Source organism: Flavobacterium sp. GNP001 (genome assembly GCF_054343775.1).
On sequence record NZ_JBTGUX010000001.1, the window covers coordinates 2,807,697 to 2,824,436 of the forward strand.

The 16,740-nt window shown below is 36.5% G+C and carries 13 protein-coding genes; 5 read left to right on the top strand and 8 right to left on the bottom strand.

The genetic code is table 11. The annotated features are described in order from the left end of the window. Window positions 1-115 precede the first annotated feature (115 nt). The 3 genes from ACXX8U_RS11990 (at window position 116) to ACXX8U_RS12000 (ending at window position 3,517) form a co-directional block, all read left to right on the top strand. The gene (locus ACXX8U_RS11990) at window positions 116-1,408 is read left to right on the top strand and encodes an aminopeptidase P family protein (RefSeq protein WP_458566039.1); all 1,293 of its coding nucleotides are present in this window, start codon (window positions 116-118) and stop codon (window positions 1,406-1,408) included. A 317-nt stretch (window positions 1,409-1,725) separates the two neighbouring features. Beyond that, on the top strand, window positions 1,726-2,526 hold the full coding sequence (locus ACXX8U_RS11995) for a TIGR00266 family protein (RefSeq protein WP_166132825.1): 801 nt from the start codon (window positions 1,726-1,728) through the stop codon (window positions 2,524-2,526). Window positions 2,527-2,734: 208 nt separating this feature from the next. Continuing rightward, the gene (locus ACXX8U_RS12000; RefSeq protein ID WP_458566040.1) at window positions 2,735-3,517 is read left to right on the top strand and encodes an alpha/beta fold hydrolase; all 783 of its coding nucleotides are present in this window, start codon (window positions 2,735-2,737) and stop codon (window positions 3,515-3,517) included. Here ACXX8U_RS12000 and ACXX8U_RS12005 read toward each other — a convergent pair. The 5 genes from ACXX8U_RS12005 to ACXX8U_RS12025 all read right to left on the bottom strand — a co-directional run bounded on the left by ACXX8U_RS12005 (window position 3,514) and on the right by ACXX8U_RS12025 (window position 13,297). Continuing rightward, window positions 3,514-4,185 (bottom strand): ATP-binding cassette domain-containing protein, encoded by a 672-nt coding sequence (locus tag ACXX8U_RS12005; RefSeq protein ID WP_458566041.1) that lies wholly within the window; start codon window positions 4,183-4,185, stop codon window positions 3,514-3,516. The genes ACXX8U_RS12000 and ACXX8U_RS12005 overlap by 4 nt on opposite strands. Window positions 4,186-4,485: 300 nt before the next feature. After that, complete coding sequence (locus ACXX8U_RS12010; RefSeq protein WP_458566042.1) at window positions 4,486-7,263, bottom strand: PD-(D/E)XK nuclease family protein; 2,778 nt, start codon at window positions 7,261-7,263, stop codon at window positions 4,486-4,488. Window positions 7,264-7,326: 63 nt separating this feature from the next. After that, on the bottom strand, window positions 7,327-8,775 hold the full coding sequence (locus ACXX8U_RS12015) for an OmpA family protein (protein ID WP_458566043.1): 1,449 nt from the start codon (window positions 8,773-8,775) through the stop codon (window positions 7,327-7,329). 112 nt (window positions 8,776-8,887) lie between these two features. Then, complete coding sequence (gene kbl, locus ACXX8U_RS12020; protein WP_458566044.1) at window positions 8,888-10,081, bottom strand: glycine C-acetyltransferase; 1,194 nt, start codon at window positions 10,079-10,081, stop codon at window positions 8,888-8,890. A gap of 45 nt (window positions 10,082-10,126) precedes the next feature. Then, window positions 10,127-13,297, bottom strand: coding sequence for a UvrD-helicase domain-containing protein (locus ACXX8U_RS12025; protein ID WP_458566045.1), 3,171 nt, complete (start codon window positions 13,295-13,297; stop codon window positions 10,127-10,129). A gap of 232 nt (window positions 13,298-13,529) precedes the next feature. On the opposite strand from ACXX8U_RS12025, the gene rbfA reads away from it, so the two are divergent. Continuing rightward, window positions 13,530-13,922: a 30S ribosome-binding factor RbfA gene (gene rbfA / locus ACXX8U_RS12030; RefSeq protein WP_166132818.1), complete on the top strand. Its 393-nt coding sequence runs from the start codon at window positions 13,530-13,532 to the stop codon at window positions 13,920-13,922. Between the two features lie 3 nt (window positions 13,923-13,925). Further along, window positions 13,926-15,125: an ABC transporter permease gene (locus ACXX8U_RS12035; RefSeq protein ID WP_458566046.1), complete on the top strand. Its 1,200-nt coding sequence runs from the start codon at window positions 13,926-13,928 to the stop codon at window positions 15,123-15,125. A gap of 3 nt (window positions 15,126-15,128) precedes the next feature. Here ACXX8U_RS12035 and ACXX8U_RS12040 read toward each other — a convergent pair whose 3' ends face one another. The 3 genes from ACXX8U_RS12040 to dusB all read right to left on the bottom strand — a co-directional run bounded on the left by ACXX8U_RS12040 (window position 15,129) and on the right by dusB (window position 16,719). Then, entirely contained in the window at window positions 15,129-15,431 is a 303-nt protein-coding gene (locus tag ACXX8U_RS12040) for a type II toxin-antitoxin system RelE/ParE family toxin (RefSeq protein ID WP_458566047.1), read from the bottom strand. Further along, a complete protein-coding gene (locus ACXX8U_RS12045; protein WP_458566048.1) occupies window positions 15,421-15,654 on the bottom strand; it encodes a hypothetical protein in 234 nt (77 codons plus the stop codon). Before ACXX8U_RS12045 ends, ACXX8U_RS12040 begins: the two co-directional genes overlap by 11 nt. 69 nt (window positions 15,655-15,723) lie before the next feature. Beyond that, window positions 15,724-16,719: a tRNA dihydrouridine synthase DusB gene (gene dusB / locus ACXX8U_RS12050; protein ID WP_144890531.1), complete on the bottom strand. Its 996-nt coding sequence runs from the start codon at window positions 16,717-16,719 to the stop codon at window positions 15,724-15,726. Window positions 16,720-16,740: the final 21 nt, after the last annotated feature.

Below are 16,740 nucleotides of genomic sequence, written 5' to 3' on the forward strand. Positions count from 1 at the left end.
GTATTTTTGAATAATCAATAAAAAATCTAGAATAGCACTCAATTGTTTTAAATTAATGAGACAAATAAGTTATTCTAATTACATTTTACACCCATAAAAAAACAAAACCCAACTCATGAAATACCATCAAATTGACCGCGATTTATTTGTAAAAAACAGAGCGAAATTCATGGCGCAAATGAAGCCAAAAAGTATTGCTGTTTTTAATTCAAATGATATTTACCCTGTATCGGCTGATAGTACCTTGCCTTTTGCACAACACCGTGACATCTTTTATTTGAGTGGTGTAGACCAAGAGGAAAGTATTTTACTGTTGTTCCCTGACGCGCCTTATGAACACCAACGCGAAATGGTTTTCTTGAAAGAAACCAGCGAGCACATTGCTATTTGGGAAGGGGAAAAATTAACCAAAGAACGTGCTTACGAAGTAACTGGAATCAAAACCGTGTATTGGTTGCAAGATTTTGAAAAAGTATTGTTCGAAATGATGACGCATGCCGAAACCATTTACATAAACACCAACGAACATTACCGTGCTACCGTAGAAACCGAAACCCGCGAAGCCCGCTTTGTAAAATGGTGGAAAGAAAAATATCCTGCACACGCCGTTGCCAAAAGCAACCCAATCCTACAACGCCTTCGTTCTGTTAAAGAAAGCGAAGAATTAGATTTAATTCAAAAAGCCTGTAACATCACCGAACTTGGTTTCAGACGATTGTTGCCTTTTGTAAAACCTAATGTTACTGAATACGAAATCGAAGCCGAATTAATTCACGAATTCATCCGCAACCGCTCTCGTGGTTTTGCCTACACGCCTATCATCGCATCGGGTAACAATGCTAATGTTCTACACTATATTGAAAACAACCAACAGTGCAAGGCAGGCGACTTGATATTGCTTGATGTAGCTGCTGAATATGCTAATTATTCTAGTGACATGACGCGTACAATTCCCGTTTCTGGTCGCTATACCAGCCGTCAAAAAGAGGTTTACAACGCCGTACTTCGTGTAAAAAACGAAGCTACAAAAATGTTAACTACTGGCACACTTTGGAAACAATACCATATCGAAGTGGGGAAAATCATGACCTCAGAATTATTAGGTTTAGGACTTATTGACAAAGCCGATGTGCAAAACGAAAACCCCGATTGGCCCGCTTACAAAAAATATTTCATGCACGGAACCTCGCACCACATGGGACTAGACACGCATGATTATGGTATTTTGACCGAGCCAATGCAAGCCAACATGGTATTTACCGTAGAGCCTGGAATTTATATTCCTGCCGAAGGTTTCGGAATTCGCCTTGAGGACAACATCATCGTTCAAGAAAGCGGCGAACCTTTCAACATGATGCGCAACATTCCTATCGAAGTCGAAGAAATTGAAGACCTCATGAACGCTTAAAATAGCAAAACACCCAACCAAAAGCAGTCTAGTTTTCTAGGCTGTTTTTTTTTAGGAGCACCACATCCTGCAACTTAAGTCGTACAGTCCTGCTGTTCGTTCTATTCCCGCTCAAAAAACTGCGTCCCAAAAGCCTTGTTTTTCAATCGGGAGATGCCACTGCCATCAGGGCTATGATTCACAAATCATTTTCAATAGTCAAAATGTTAAAACAATTTTAAAATTGTAACGTTACAAATCAGTCAAAGACTTACTTTAAAACTATTACGAATAACAGTTTATAAAACGAACAAATAAAAACTAAAAAACATAAAATCATGCAAGCACACGAAATCGATTACCACATTTACGGCGAAGAAATGCAGTATGTAGAAATAGAATTAGATCCACAAGAAATTGTAGTTGCCGAAGCAGGTAGCTTTATGATGATGGACAACAATATCCAAATGCAAACCATTTTCGGAGACGGATCAGGTCAAGAAACGGGATTGTTTGGCAAACTTTTAAGCGCCGGAAAACGAGTACTTACTGGAGAAAGTCTTTTTATGACCGCTTTCATCAATCAAAACAACACCAAAAGTAAAGTGTCATTTGCATCGCCATATCCTGGGAAAATTATCCCAATCGATTTGATGCAATATGGCGGTAAATTCATTTGCCAAAAAGATTCTTTCCTATGTGCAGCCAAAGGCGTATCAGTAGGAATCGAATTCTCTAAAAAACTAGGAACAGGTTTGTTTGGAGGTGAAGGTTTCATCATGCAAAAAATTGAAGGCGACGGAATGGCCTTCGTTCACACCGGAGGAACACTAGCCCAAAAAGAATTAGCCGCAGGCGAAGTCCTAAAAGTAGATACCGGATGTATCGTAGGATTCACAAAAGATGTGGATTACGACATCGAGTTTGTGGGCGGAATCAAAAATTCTCTTTTTGGTGGCGAAGGTTTGTTTTACGCAACATTACGCGGACCAGGAACTGTATTTATTCAATCCTTACCTTTCAGTCGCCTTGCCGACAGAATCATTGCATCGGCACCACGAGCAGGCGGAAGCGGCCGTGACGAAGGCAGTTTATTAGGCGGTTTAGGCCGATTAATAGACGGTGATAATAGATTTTAAAACTCAAAGGCTCTCAGGAATGGGAGCTTTTTTTAAACATATAAGTCATATAAGTATTGTAATGAAATGAACAACTGACCTTACATGACTTATATGTTTATTTTTTTATTCCAACTACCAACATTATTCAGCCAAAAAAAATCTAAAACTTAAATAGCTTATATGTTTTGAAAAAATTAAAGCTTTAGCTTTGCACAAACATTACAAATTGAAACAAATTCTCTTTAAAAACACGACTATTTCCTATACTGATGAAGGAAAAGGAACGGCCATTGTTTTACTACACGGTTTTCTAGAAAACAAAAGTATGTGGGATTTTTACGTTCCAGAATTGGCAAAAAAAAATCGTGTCATAACCATTGATTTATTAGGTCATGGTGCCACAGAATGTTTGGGATATGTACACCCCATGGAGGACAATGCCGATGTGGTTCATGCCGTTTTATCAGAATTGCGCATTCGCAAAGCTATTTTTGTAGGGCATTCTATGGGAGGTTACGTAGCTTTGGCTTTCGCCGAATTGTATCCCGATACCATGAAAGGATTGGTTTTACTCAACTCGACCGCAAGGGCCGACAGTGAAGAGCGAAAAAAAAATCGGGACCGCGCTATTAAAGCCGTGAAACAATCATTTGTAAATTTCATTTCGCTTTCGATTGCTAATTTGTTCAGTGAAAACAATAGAGAGCGTTTGGCTGCTACGATTGAAAACGTGAAAAAAGAAGCATTACAAACACCCTTGCAAGGAATTGTTGCTTCACTAGAGGGAATGAAAATTAGGCAAGATCGAGAAGTATTACTACATCTTACGCCATTTCCTAAACTTTTAATTTTAGGCGAAAAAGATCCTGTTTTGAATTATGAGGAAACCAAGGAACAAATTGAAAACACTGCCGTAAAACTCATCACTTTTCCTGATGGACACATGTGCCACATAGAAAATCAAGACGAATTATTAGCTGTTCTATTATCTTTTTTTAAAAGTATTTAGAGCATACCAAATTTTAAATAACCTTTTTCGACGAGTTCGTTTTTATCTTTTAAATGATGCATTTTCCCATCTTTCATTAATGCCAGTTTGGTAGAAATTTTGATTACATTTTCATAATTATGATCGGTGATCAAAATGCCTTTTTTCGCAGACATGGTCGTGATTAATGCATTTATGTTTTCAATCATGATGGGCGACAAACCGTTGTATGGTTCATCTAGCAGTACAAATTTTGAATCATTGTTCAAGATTAATTTAATTTCTAGGTACCGCAATTCCCCACCAGATAAGTGTTTGATTTTTTTACCCAACATAGACTGTATCATCGCGTCTTCATAAAAATCTTGTAATTGCTCTTTCGCAATGCACAATTGAATGGTTTTTTGGACCGAAAAAGAATTCGGAATAAAAGAATCCTGAGGTAAATAGCTGATTTCTTTTAATAACTCACTTGTTTTTGAGAGCACTTTTCCACCAACCCGAACAAATTTAAAAACAGCTGGTTCTATTCCGAAAATAATCTTCAATAATGTAGATTTACCAGAACCATTTCGACCCAAAAGCCCAAGAACAGTTCCCGTTTCACATTTCAAATACACATCCGAAAGAATAATTTTTCCGTTGTATTGTTTTTGTACGCTATCTACTTCTAAAATACTTGTCGTCATAGCAAATGCAATATAAGGTTCACAACAAGAATAAAGAGCATCGAGACGAAAAAATTAATCAGAAATGAATAAAAAATAACGTGAATTTTTGAAAGTCCGTTATTGTAATAAAACAAGTATTCGTTTTTAGCATTGACTTCTTTAATCAAAATACTAATGAAAAATCCAAAAAACAAGAGTACATATTTAAAGGTTTCAAAACCTCCAAACACAGCCGAGACAGCACTTACAGCAATGTTTATAGCTAAAGTACTTTTGTAAAATTCAAAACTGTTGTATAGTTTTTTGATAGTATATGAATTAAATTGTTTTCTCTTTAAAAGGCGTATCCTTATCTAAAATTTCACTCAATAGCAATACCAATTGCTCCAGATAATTATTCAGCATTTCAGTCGAAATAGTGGTTTGCACCTCTTTATCTATTTTAAAATTAAAAGGTAAAAAACCTGCTTTTAGATTTTTGAAAGAGATAATACCTGCTTCAATTGGTTTTCCTTTTGCTTCGGTTTCGTACATGTATGCATATGCAAGCACTTGAATGATCTTATCGCTTTTTATATCCTCAATGAGTCCGTTCCAGGATTTCAAAGTCACATTCGCTTTATCCACTTTTCCCGTTTTATAATCGATAATTCGAATGTTTCCATTGCGCTCTTCAATTCGGTCCACATTTCCTCTAATTAAAACTGGAAAAGGTAAATTCGGATGATGCAAAATGCGCTCAAAAGTTTGTTCCAAAGCTATAATTTTGATACCATCTCCCTTTTTAATGCTTTCTAATTCTACTTTCAAGAAGTTTGATACATTCCGTTTGGCTACTTCAAAAGCTAATAAATTCCGTCCTTTTTTGATTTCGCCCTCTTTGTATACTAATTTGAATTGCTTTAGTACCTCATCGTCTATTTGTTTGAAACAATTTAAAATATCATTTTCAGAAATTAACTTATCAATAAATGGCTCGTATAAAACACGTAAAGTCTCGTGAATAATGGTACCCAACGTATTCAAGGCAATATTTTCTTCCACCTCTTCTACTTCGCTGATGCGTAGAATCTTTTGGAAATAAAACTGTATCGGATTCCGAATATAACTGGTCAATGCCGATGGCGAAAATCCTTTTTCAGCAATTTCCTTAAGGCGTAGCATCACACTTTCCGACTTAGGAATTTCCATTGGTTCATAAGCTATTTCAGGTAAAGTAGCATTATAAATCTCATGTGTAAGCGTGTGATTGTTTTGCTTTTCTACTTCTAATTGGGTAATGAATCTGCTTTTTTCACCAGCATCCAAACCTTCGCTTTCAGTATTGTAAAGCAAGTAAATGTTAGTGGCACGCTGCAACAAATGATAAAAATGATACGTATAAATGGCGTCTTTCTCCTTAAAAGTTGGTAATCCTAATTCTCGTTTAACATCATAAGGAATAAAAGAATTTTGAGACTTTCCGGCTGGAAATTTACCTTCGTTCATAGATGTAACAATGACCGTATCAAAATCTAAAACCCTACTTTCAAGAACTCCCATTATTTGCAAACCATTTAGCGGCTCACCTTCAAACGAAACCTCGGCTAGATCAATAACCTGTTTGTAAATGGCATATAACGTTTCAATTTTATCAATATGTGCTGATTTTGAATAGTAATTAATCAGTTTGTTGATTACCTTAAAAATGGCATACACAAAAGCTTTCGTGATTTTTTCCTCTTCGTTATCGTTGTTAAGGTTTTCTTTTAAAATCAACAATAATCGAGAAATGGTTTCTAAAACAGGAATAGCTCCACGTTCCCATTTTTGAAAAAGCAACACAAACAAATCCGTTGGCATCACATTCAACTCCATCAATTTTTGATGGGGTATAAAAGTGTAATTATTTTGATTTATCAATTGTACTAAAGCCTTCGTTTCAGCATACGGCTCCACCAAAGGATGCGTCAATATATCAAGAACGTCTTTATAATAGAACACATAACTTTTAGCATTCCTAGCCAATGCATTGGTATGCATTTTGAATAATTTTGCAATTAAAATTTGCGCCGGATTATTTTTACTGGAATAACCCATCGTGATATTCAAAGCGCCCACGGTAGCAGGCAAAGAATACAATAGCGGCACCAAAAGACTCTCTTCACCCAAGACTACCGCTACTTTATCAAGCGATTCTTTTTGGCCTAGTTCACTCGACTTTTCAATAGTTTTTTCAATGATACTTCCGGCGAGTTTAGCCTGACCCATTGTTTTAGGAGTACCAATAATTTGGATGTTTTTTGTTTGAGAAAATTCGTCAACAATCCACTCAAAAGGTTGCGACTTATAGTGCTTCCAACTTTCTTTAAATCTGCGCAAAAACAAACCCGCATCGTGATACGGATCATTTAAAAAAGTTTGATTAGCGTCCCAATAAATTTCGGCACGATTATCAGCTAATAGGTGTTGTATGATTTTTTCCTCGGCAGCATTTAAGGCATTGAAGCCCGCAAATAAAAAGCGACTATCTTGAAGATTTTTGCAAAATGAATTCAGGTTATTCACTGCTTCTCTGTAAATCAAACCTTGATAGCCTACTCCAAGTTCAAGTAAATGCTTGTAAAGGGTTTGATAATATTGTGGAAGCAACTTCCAAAAATCAATATATTTTTCAAGTAAAGGAGTTTTGTTTTCTACTTCAATACCCCATTTTTTTATGTCTTCAATATCCTTTAGGTAAGATAAAACATAAGCGGGATCAAGCAAGTACCTATCAATCTCGTTAAAGTCTTGCAATAAAGTTTTCGCCCAATTGGCAAACAATTCAAAGCTTTGTTGTTTAGATGCATCTGTTTGACTTAAATAAACCTCGTAAAACTCAAACAATAGCTCTATAGGATCGATAGTTCTTATTCCGGCTATGTCTTGTATAAAATCTTCGATACTTATAATTTGAGGCGCAAGAATGTTTGTACTTACTTGCTTTTTAAGCGCTTCAAGTAAAAATATTTTAGCGCGCTTATTGGGTAGCACAACAATTGTTTTGGGTAAACTGGCCGCATCATTTTGCAATAAAACTGAAGCTATTTTATCTAAAAAAGAAATATTTGTCATTCTATAAAAATAAAAAAACGCCCCGATAAATCGAGGCGTTTCTTATAAATATTTTAGAAGAAATTATTTTTGTAATAAAATCTCTGTTCTTCTGTTTTTAGCTTTACCAGCAGCAGTTTTGTTAGTTTCAACTGGAGCAGACTCACCAAAACCTACAGCTCTTAAATCTTCAGCTTTAATACCTCTTTCTAATAAAGCATCTCTAACTACGTTAGCTCTGTCTTCAGAAAGTTTTTGGTTAAATTCGTCAGATCCATCGCTATCAGTATGTCCTTCAACGCTGAATTTAGCATTTGGATAATTTTTTAGGATATTAGCCATTGCATCTAATCTAGCTGGTACATCACCAACTTTGAAAGTAGCTTTTCCTGAATTAAAGTAGATTGCTCTAGCTTGAATTTTTAAGTTATCTAAAGCTTCAGTTGTAACTTCAGGACATCCTTTGTTACTTGCAGGACCTGCTACAGATGGACAAGCGTCATCTTTGTCAAGTACTCCGTCTCCGTCAGTATCTGGCCAAGGGCAACCTGAATTTTCTTTAGGACCAGCAACAGTAGGACATTTGTCATCTTTATCAGCTATTCCGTCTCCGTCAGCATCTGGACAACCTTTCAAAGAAGCTAAACCAGCAACTTCTGGACATGCATCATTTTTATCAGCAATTCCGTCTCCGTCAGTATCAGGACATCCGTTTAATGCAGCTAAACCAAATTCTTCTGGACACTCATCAGCACTGTCTTGGATACCATCTTTGTCAGTATCAGGACAACCGTTGAATTCTTTTAAACCAGCAACTTCTGGACATGCATCATCTTTATCGTAGATTCCGTCACCGTCAGTATCTTTACCTCCAAATTTGAAGATTAAACCTGCAGTGTGTTGGAATAAAGATGGAGCATCTGGAGCAGCAAAATTCACATCTCCTTCTGTTCTATCTCCGAAAGCTTTTTTGTAACGTGTAGTTAACTCTAAACCTACATTATCAGTAAACCATAAAGTTAAACCTGCACCTGGATTAAGAGTTCCAAAACTACTGTCTCCAAAGAAAGTATATCCACCACCTACAGATAAAGATGGGTCAATTACTTTAGATTTGATCATATTCATGAAGCTGTACTTAACAGTAGCATCAATTCCATAATACATCAAATCACCTGGATTAGTCACGATGTAACCACGGCTATCGTGCATAACTGAAGCTGGCTCTGGAGCAAAAGTTACGAATTTGCTAATTTTGTTCACAGATCCTGAAAGACCAAAAGAGAAATTATCACCAACATATTTCGATACACTAAGGTATGATACAGATGGTAAAATGTTCCAATTATCTTTTACTGCGAAAGGTTGAGAAAAATGACGATCTAGCCAATTATGTCCACCCTCTGCGCCTGCTTTAGTGTCAACTGCGTTAACTCCGAAAGAGATAGCGTAAGGATTGTTCCTGTCTTGTGCTTGAGAGCTTAATCCCATCGCCATTATTGCAGCAACAAAAATTTTGTTAAGATGTTTCATACTTAAATTTTTTAATTACAATTTAGTTAATTATGGACAAAAGTAGTACGTAAATTTTAAACTACAAAGTTTAATGTTAAAAAAAACCTTCTTATCCACTACAATGTGGGAATTATATAATTTTTAACTCTTTTCCAACCTCTGTAAATGCACTAATTGCCTTATCCAGATGCTCTTGTGTATGTGCCGCAGAAAGCTGAACTCTAATTCTAGCCTTGTCTTTTGGAACTACTGGAAAAAAGAAACCAATAACATAAACTCCTTTTTTCAATAATTCATCAGCCATGATTTGAGAAAGTTTAGCATCGTACAACATAACAGGTACTATTGCCGAATCTCCATCGATAATATCAAAACCTGCCGCTTTCATACCTGCTTTGAAATAATTGGTATTCCACTCTAGTTGATCGCGCAAGGTGGTATCTTTTTCAAGTAATTCAAATACTTTTAATGATGCACCAACAATAGCTGGCGCTAAAGAGTTTGAAAACAAATACGGTCTTGAACGCTGACGCAAAATTTCAATAATTTCTTTTTTAGCGGTAGTGTAACCGCCCATCGCACCTCCTAAAGCTTTACCAAGCGTACCTGTGATGATGTCTACGCGACCCATAACACCCTTTGCTTCCGGAGTTCCTTTACCAGTTGCACCAATAAAACCAGCAGCGTGACATTCGTCCACCATTACTAAGGCATCATACTTGTCAGCTAAATCACAAATTTTATCCAAAGGCGCAACTAATCCGTCCATAGAGAACACACCATCAGTTACAATTAATTTAAAACGACAACCCGCTTCTGTAGCTTTTATTAATTGTTGTTCTAAATCTTCCATGTTGGAATTTTCGTAACGGTAGCGTGCCGCCTTACACAAACGCACTCCATCAATAATAGAAGCATGGTTCAAACTATCTGAAATAATACAATCTTGCTCTCCTAATAAAGGTTCAAAAACACCACCATTTGCATCAAATGCTGCAGCGTATAATATGGTGTCCTCTAAACCGTAAAAATCAGCAATCTTTTTTTCAAGTTCTTTATGAATATCTTGTGTTCCACAAATAAAACGAACTGACGACATTCCGAAACCATGAGAATCCAAAGCATCTTTCGCTGCTTGCACTACTTCGGGATGAGATGAAAGTCCAAGATAATTATTGGCACAAAAATTCAAAACAGTTTCTCCAGTAGAAATGGTTATTTCAGCCGCTTGTGGTGATGTAATAATTCTTTCTCTTTTAAAAATTCCATTCTCCTCTATTGTTTGCAATTCTGCTTGCAAATGTTCCTTTATTTTTCCGTACATAATTTATAGTTTACAATTCTATTTTGCGAATTATTCATTTTTGCGTTACAAATTTACTACTTCAATTCCTTTTCCGATATAAATTAGCGCTTTTTTTGTCACTTTATAACCCATAGCCTCAATAGCTTCTTGATAATTATTTAACTGTTGTTCGTATTTTTTTTGATGCATACCCGTTTTATAATCCAATAAGTACACTTCGTTGTTTGAGTTTACTACCATTCTGTCAGGTTTTATAGTGCCGCCTTCTTTTTGAATGATGGTTTGCTCATTGAGTACCGTATTACCTTTAGCAAAACAAGCAGCTAGTTCCTGATGGCTCACAATTTCCTGCAAACTTGTACGAACAGTTTCTTGTTGAGTTATTGCTATCATTCCGCTTTCGATTGCTTTGGTAATTGCTACATCAACCTCATCGTAGGTTTTCACAAAGGAAAGCACTTCGTGAATTAGATTCCCGTATTCAATAGCTTCTTGTTGCTGCGTACCCCACATCAAGGACTCGCGTTGGGCAATTTTTATATTTTTAGAATTTAAAACTTCCTGCACAAACGGAATCACGCGCGAGCTATCTACGTGTGGCTTGGCTTTTGAAAGACGTTCTGAATTTCCAGATTCATAAAGAAATTGATTTTCATCAAACCCGTCATTTGCTTGTAGATACTCTATAAAAAAGGTACACATATTATTTTTTGGCAACTCGCCTTTCGAACTTAAATTCATATTCGAAATCACATACAACTGCTCCTCGGCCCTAGTTAACGCCACATAAAGTACGTTAACATTGTCAAGTAGTTCTTCTTGTTTCTTTTGCTGGTAAACCTCGGCGGCCTCGTCTCCAAAACCTTCTACGCTACTGCTATTATCAATCAGTACTTTTGGAATTCCAAAATCTTCTTCAGCGGCATTTAGCCACAATTTATCTTTGGGTTTTCGACTGTAATCTTCTTCTGCGAAAGGAAAAATTACCACCGGAAACTCTAATCCTTTTGATTTGTGAATGGTCATGATACGGACCGCGTTCGTTCCTTCGGGAGATGGAATGCTAAACTTGTGACCGCTCTTTTCCCAGAAACTTACAAAATCAGCAACGCCGGCTTGATTACGCACGTCGCGTTCTAAAACAATATCCAAAAAGTATTGTACATAAGCATTGCTTTTTTGAGAATGCAAAAACTTAGCAATGATTACTTCTACGGCTTCGTACAGCGATTTTTTACGAATATTTTGAAACGACAGCGCTACATTGCACTGCAACAACCATTTTTCAAAATCAGCTTCTTGCTTGAGCGCCATTCCTTGCGCGATAAAATCGTGAACTGGTAATTCCGTTTGACTATTTAGTCCTATGTGATATAAAAAATGAGCTTTCGCCTCCAAGTCGGCACTATTTTTAAGGTATTTTAACAAGTGAATAATGAGTTGTACCTCGGTCGCATTTTGAATCATCAAGGTTTCTGATGATAACAATGGTATTTTTTTCTCTGTTAAATAATTGGCAATGGCAATACCTTGGTCACGTTTGCGGGTAAGTAACACGATATCTTTGTACTCAAATCCTTCTTGCAACACTTTTTGAATGGTTGTTAAAGTAGCTTCGAGATACAAATCGGTTTTGTCGAGAACCTCTTCATCGCTACTTTCCTCAGCGTCTGCTGATTTTTTATCTACATTGGGTATAAAAGCGATGCTTACAAAACCTCCTTTTTTATCATTTGTTTTTTGACTACTATGATTTTCATATAAGTCGCGGTAATCAGGTTGATCAAAATGGTTTGCAATTAACTTGAAGAAGGCATTGTTGAACTCGATAACTTGCGAATAAGAACGGTAGTTTTTATCTAAATGTTCTAAAACTTTGTCCGGATTGCTAAACGGATTATTGTCCTTACTTAGTTCGATAAATTGCTCTGCTTTTCCTCCGCGCCAGCGGTAAATGGATTGTTTAGGATCGCCCACAATCATTAATGTTCCTTTTACACCATAATCATCTTGACCCGCAAGTGCATTATCAATTAAGGGAATTAAGTTCTGCCATTGCATTTCGGAAGTATCTTGAAACTCATCGATAAAAAAATGACGGTAGCGCTCGCCCAATCGCTCATATATAAAAGGAGCAGGTTGATTTTGAATTTCACGGTGAATGATGGCATTGAACTCAGAGATAGACAACACATTTTGCTCTTCTTGAATTTTAGCCAATTCGTTGCTGACGGTATTCAACAAGGAAAGTGGTGTAATATTTTTGAGGAAGGCTTTGTAGAAATTTATTTTCTCGAAAGTTCCATAAATCGTTTTTAATTGATCCAGCATTTGCGGAATCAAACCCTCAATTAGATCACGATCTTTGGCTGTTTTATTGATGGCAATATCATCAAAATCAAGAAACATTTTATTTTTAGGATTAAATTTTCCTTGCTGAATACTTGCAATATGATTGGGGAAAGTGCCTCTGGAAAAGGACTTTACATCAATACCATTTTTATCAATTAAGCTTACTATTTCTTCTGCAAAAACAACCGTTTCCTTTTCTAGCTCCTTGCAGGTTTTATCTAATTTGTTTTTTATTGCTACAAACTCAGCAATCGATTTGTCTTGAAAATGTGTAATTTCGTTTCGGTTATTCTCATTCAGTACTAATTTACCTGTGTCGAGAATTTCTCGTGAAATGTCCCAAGATTTGTCATCATCGGTTTTTTCCATGGTGAAATCGATGAGCAATTTGGTCAAAGTTTCATCTTCACCGGCTTGTGCAATGATGGCATCTACCGCTTCAATCAAGAGGTTTTCGGTATCCAAAGTAACTTCAAAAGTCATGGGCAAATTCAAATCGTGCGCAAAAGCTCGAATTACCTTATGAGTGAATTTGTCAATAGTAGAAATATCAAAAGCTGCATAATTGTGAATAATGTGCTTGATGATTTGTTGCGATTTTACTTTTATTTGAATGACTGATAATTGGGTTGCTGCCGCTAAATCAAGCATCAAATCATGTGCTTTGTCGCTTGGTTCGTCTTTGGCAAATTCAGACAAGCTACCCACAATACGCGATTTCATTTCGTGCACCGCTTTATTGGTAAAAGTAATGGCTAAAATATGGCGGTAAGCATCGTTTTTGTGTGCGGTAAGAATGATTTTCAGGTATTCTTTGACAAGTGCATAGGTTTTTCCGGAACCTGCTGAGGCGTCGTATATAGAAAAGGATGGTCTTTGCATCTTGAATTTTGCTTTTGGATTATCTACTGTCTTTACCTAAAATTAACTACTTCATTTACGTACTCCCTAGCCCCGATTGCAATGAAAATCCTTTACTGCGGCGCGCTAGCAGAGCAGGAAAGATTGTAATGAAAAGCGGGAAACAGCTCCTAAAAATTGCGCTGTAAGAGGGTTACATTTTAATTTTGAGTTGAAACTTCGGGATAAACCTTAAAAGTAGTATTTTTGCAGCATGGAAACAAATAGACAGAAAAAAATAGGCGGGGTAATCCAAAAAGATTTGGTGGATATCCTGCAAGGTGAAGTGAGAAAAAACGGCGTTTCTAACTTGGTGATCTCGGTATCTAAAGTTGCTGTAACTACTGATTTATCAGTTGCTACGGTGCATTTGAGTGTTTTTCCTCAGGACAAAGCGCAAGAGATTTTAGAAGCTGTAAAATCAAATTCAAAAAATATTAAACACGATTTATCGCAACGTGTACGCCTGCAATTGCGCAAGGTGCCTAATTTGGTTTTCTTTATTGACGACTCATTAGATTACATCGAAAAAATTGACAATGCGCTTGCCAATAGAGACAATCCTATTGAAAACAGAGATTTACTAGACAAACGCAGATTCCAATAATCCTTGAATTTTCCGCTGTACATAGCCACGCGTTACCTTAAAAGTAACAGTAAAAATAATGCCATCAATATTATAAACCGCATTGCGAGTTTGGGTATTATTGTGGGTGCTATGGCCTTGTTTGTTGTACTTTCGGTATTTAGCGGCTTAAAAGTTTTTAGTTTGTCGTTTACCAATGAGATTGACCCTGATTTAAAAATTAGCAGTACCAAAGGGAAATCGTTTGTGGTGAGCCCGCAACAAGAGCAGCAAATTAAGACTGTTGCTGGCGTGGCTTCGTTTACCAAAATTATTGAAGAACGCGTGTTGTTTACCTTTGATGGCAAGCAAGAAGTGACTTACCTAAAAGGTGTTGACCCCAATTACAACAAGGTCAACGCCATTGAATCAAAATTATATAACGGGCAATGGTTGCAACCTGATACTTATCAAGTTGTGGTAGGATATGGGATTGCTCAAAAATTTTCGATGGGTTTGCTGGACTTTAACCGTCAGCTTGAGGTTTTAGTTCCAAAACCGGGTCGAGGAACGATTGACAACTTGGAGCAAGCTTTTAACAAATCGGATTTAATTCCGGTTGGAATTTATGCTATCAACGAAGAATTAGACTCGAAGTACGTATTTGCCGATTTGGGTTTGGCGCAAGAATTATTGGGTTATCCTACCAATAAAGTTTCAGGGATAGAACTGAAATTAGCCGCCAATACTGATGAATCCGCTATTAAAGAGCAGTTGCAGACCATTTTTAAAAATACGGTTACTATAAAAAACAGAGCACAGCTGAATGCCTCGCTTTATAAAATGCTCAACACGGAGAATATTGCAGTGTACTTGATTTTTACTTTAGTGATAGTAGTTGCTTTATTTAATTTGGTTGGCGCCTTGATTATGATGATTTTGGACAAAAAAGCCAATTTAAAAACCTTGTACAATTTGGGTACTCCTATTCAAGATTTACGTAAAATATTTTTGCTACAAGGCACGTTATTGAGCGTATTTGGAGGTATCTTAGGATTATTTTTAGGAATTGTAATTGTGTTGCTTCAAGAGCATTTTCAATGGATTATGCTCACTGAAAGTTTGGCTTATCCCGTTGTTTTTTCTTTTGAAAATGTGGCCATTGTGATGACAACCATTGTTATACTCGGTTTTCTAGCCTCCCTTATTGCTAGTAGTAGGGTTAGTAAGAGGTTGTTAGAATAAGATCTATTTTATTTTTGACAATTTACTAGAAATATCTTCTTTGGTATGCCAAAAAGCCAAAACGTTTATTTGGTCTTGATCACAAATATAGTACAGTCCGAATGGGAATTTTTTGAACCAAAATATTCTGATTTCAAAATATCTACACTGAAAACTTTCTGGATTTTCGACAATAGCTTTGAAACCAAAACGGATTTCTTTTTCAAGTCTTTTAGATACAACTTTGTTTACAATTGCATAATGTGCGATAACATTTTCAATCTCAAAAGATGCTTTTGTACTTAAAATGAGGTTTTTATAACTCATATTTAGATTTTATAGAATCTAAAAAATCCATTGCATTTACTCCAGATACTGGGTTTTCTTGGAGTTCTAAAATCCTTATATCTAATTCTTTTTTTTGATTTTCTGTCAAAACATCTGGTTCTATTTCGTGTAAAACAAAATTCTTTACTTTCTGAATTATAGAAGCATCATTAATATTTTGAAGTAAATCAATTAAAAAAGATTTTTCAGTTTGAACACTCATAATCATTGTTTTGTATCAAATATACTAAAAATTGGCATAAAAAAATGCCCTTAACTTTGAAATGGAATTTTAAACCACCTCATAACCAGCATAAGCATCCTGAATTTCATCTAAAGCAGCGAACAATTCTTCGGGGCGATCTAGGGTAACTAATTTTTGTTTGTGGGTTTTAAAAGAATGGATTCCTTTAAAATAATTGGTGTAATGCGGACGTGTTTCCACAATTCCCAATCGTTCGCCTTTCCAGTCCATGGCCCAAGTAAGGTGATTGCGAACAGCTTCTACTCGATCAATAACGGTAGGTTTTGCTAAATGTTCTCCTGTTTTGAAGTAATGTTTGATTTCGTCAAAAATCCAAGGATAACCAATGGCAGCACGACCGATCATGATGCCGTCAATGCCGTATTCATTTTTATATTGTAATGCTTTCTCTGGAGAATCGATATCTCCATTCCCAAAAATAGGCATCGTAATTCTTGGATTGTTTTTCACGCGGGCAATGTGTGACCAATCGGAGTGGCCTTTGTACATTTGGGCACGTGTTCTAGCGTGGATACTCAATGCAGCAACACCAATGTCCTGCAAACGTTCAGCAACCTCATCAATATTAATAGAATTATCATCCCAACCCAAACGCGTTTTTACGGTTACGGGCAAATGCGTGCTATCAATAACGGCTTTTGTTAACCGAATCATCAAATCGACATCTTTTAAAACACCAGCACCAGCTCCTTTGCACACCACTTTTTTGACAGGGCAGCCAAAGTTGATATCAATAAGATCTGGATTTACGGTAGAAACAATTTTAGACGAAAGTGCCATTGCCTCTTCATCTCCACCAAAAATCTGGATCCCAACAGGGCGCTCGTAATCGAAAATATCCAATTTCATTCGGCTTTTGATGGCGTCACGAATTAAACCTTCTGATGAGATAAATTCAGAGTACATCATATCAGCACCATGCATTTTGCACAATCTACGAAACGGCGGATCGCTCACATCTTCCATAGGAGCAAGAAGTAAGGGGAAATCCGGTAAAACAATATGGTCGCCTATTTTAATCAAGGTGTTTTATTTTTTTTGCAA